Origin of the sequence: Pusillimonas minor (assembly GCF_014237865.1) — a bacterium.
Taxonomy (GTDB): domain Bacteria; phylum Pseudomonadota; class Gammaproteobacteria; order Burkholderiales; family Burkholderiaceae_B; genus Neopusillimonas; species Neopusillimonas minor.
This window is the reverse complement of sequence record NZ_JACJUU010000041.1, coordinates 1-1,811: the sequence shown is the minus strand read 5'-3', so window position 1 is coordinate 1,811 and position 1,811 is coordinate 1. Positions and strand designations below refer to the sequence as shown.

The following is a 1,811-nucleotide window of genomic DNA, read 5'->3' as shown; positions in this document are numbered from 1 at the left end:
TGGAATTAGCGAAGGAAACATGCACCAGCAGTAGGTGAAGCATCAACCAGATAATCCGATGAGATGCCGGTCTGTCTCACTCTCATGCAAAGGTAAGATCAACCATTTAATCCGCTTACCCCTTTTTCATAACTGTCCTTATGCGATGTGTCTGCTGCGGCTACGCATTTACATCAATTCAAAATATTCGCGGTGTTCCCATTCGGTAACCTCGTCTTGCTGCATGTCGACCTCGCCTTCAGCGGCCACAAAGCGTTGCCATTCGCTACGACGTAAATGCAGCCAATAATCGATGAACTTGTCACCAAAGGCTTCGCGGTAGAAGCTTGAAGACTCAAGGGCGTCAAGTGCCTGCGACAGGTTTACGGGCAACGAGCTCACACTGGACTCGTACGGCGATTCAACGGGTTGGCCGGGGTCAAGCTGGCGCCGGATACCATCAAGGCCGGCAAAAATTTGTGATGCAAGGTACAGGTACGGATTGGCCGCGGGTTCACCGGCACGGTTTTCAACACGGCTGGCGTTATCGCCGGGCGCGGAAATTACTCGCGCCATGGCAGCACGGTTATCAATACCCCAGGTCATACGATCAGGGGCCAGTGAATACGGGCGACGACGGCGATAACCATTGATGGTGGGTGTCGTGAAACTTGATGCTGGCCCGGCATGCTCAAGCAAACCCGCCACATACGATAGGCCGGTCGGTGACAAGGCATCGTTCCCAGTGGGAACAAACAGATTCGTGCCTGTTATTTTGTCATTCAGAGATTGATGCAGATGCCAGCCAGAAGCATAAAAACCGGCAATTTTTGGCTTACACATAAAACTGGCCAAATAACCGTTGCGCCGGCAGATTTGCTTGACTGCATTGCGGAACAGCACCATCGTATCGGCCACATTCATCCCGCTCATGACATCAAACGTAGTTTCCATCTGGCTTGGCGCCAATTCATCCTCGATACTGCGCAGCGGCATGCCCAGAGCCAGAACATGATCGCGGATAGTGGACATTAGCGGTTCGACCTCATCAAGGTGGTTTTCCAGCAAGTAGGAATAACCTTTGGCAACCGGCATGACCTTGGGAGGTGCTGCTGGTGTGCCATGTCCACCCAGCGTTTCTGGTTCAAGACATGGATCAACAATACGTGTGAGGTACCACTCAACCTCAAGACCGGCCTTAAATTCGTAGCCCATATCGCTGGCTTCTTGCAAGGCCTTTTTAAGAATTGCGCGCGGGCTCAATGCAAACGGTTTGCCGCTGCGCATGTACAAATCGGCCAGCATCCAGCCGGTACGATCGGCCCACGGCAAAATGCGAAACGTGGTCGGGTCAGGGACCATCACGACATTAGGGCTGCCAGACAGCTCCGAGTCGCCAAAGCCACCTCCGGCCTGAAACGGGTTGAATACAATGGCGCTGGCCGTATCGAAAAAGAACGGTGCCATCGTGATTTCAGATCCGCTTGAAAACGCTGACTTAAGTGCGGCAACCGACAGCATTTTGCCGCGCAACAACCCGTACTGATCGGGCCACGACAAGCGGATCATGCGGATGTCCGCCTGTTCAATCTGTTGCAGTACGTTCTGGACTGCATCCCGGTACGCTGTTGTCAACAGACCGTTTCTTTCTATAAAACCAGCCATATGTTCCTCCTGGCGCCGTGGTGACCGGCGTGATGTTTGCATTTTTGGGTATACGGATTTAATGGTTGATGGGGCACCTTCACCCCATCAATCTGATACCACCCTCAGATGGTTGATAGATCGACTCCGTAGTTGAGTTCCTCTGCGAAGTCCGGCAGTCCGTAACC

The 1,811-nt window shown here is 52.8% G+C and carries 1 protein-coding gene; it reads right to left on the bottom strand.

Features of this window, described 5'->3' with window-relative positions; genetic code table 11:
• Positions 1-168: 168 nt before the first annotated feature.
• Positions 169-1,644 (bottom strand): glutamine synthetase family protein, encoded by a 1,476-nt coding sequence (locus tag GTU67_RS15125; RefSeq protein WP_185780806.1) that lies wholly within the window; start codon positions 1,642-1,644, stop codon positions 169-171.
• Positions 1,645-1,811: the final 167 nt, after the last annotated feature.

Excerpts from the sequence above, each read along its gene's own strand:
- GTU67_RS15125 (WP_185780806.1), bottom strand. The coding sequence starts at position 1,644 with ATGGCTGGTTTTATAGAAAGAAACGGTCTGTTGACAACAGCGTACCGG.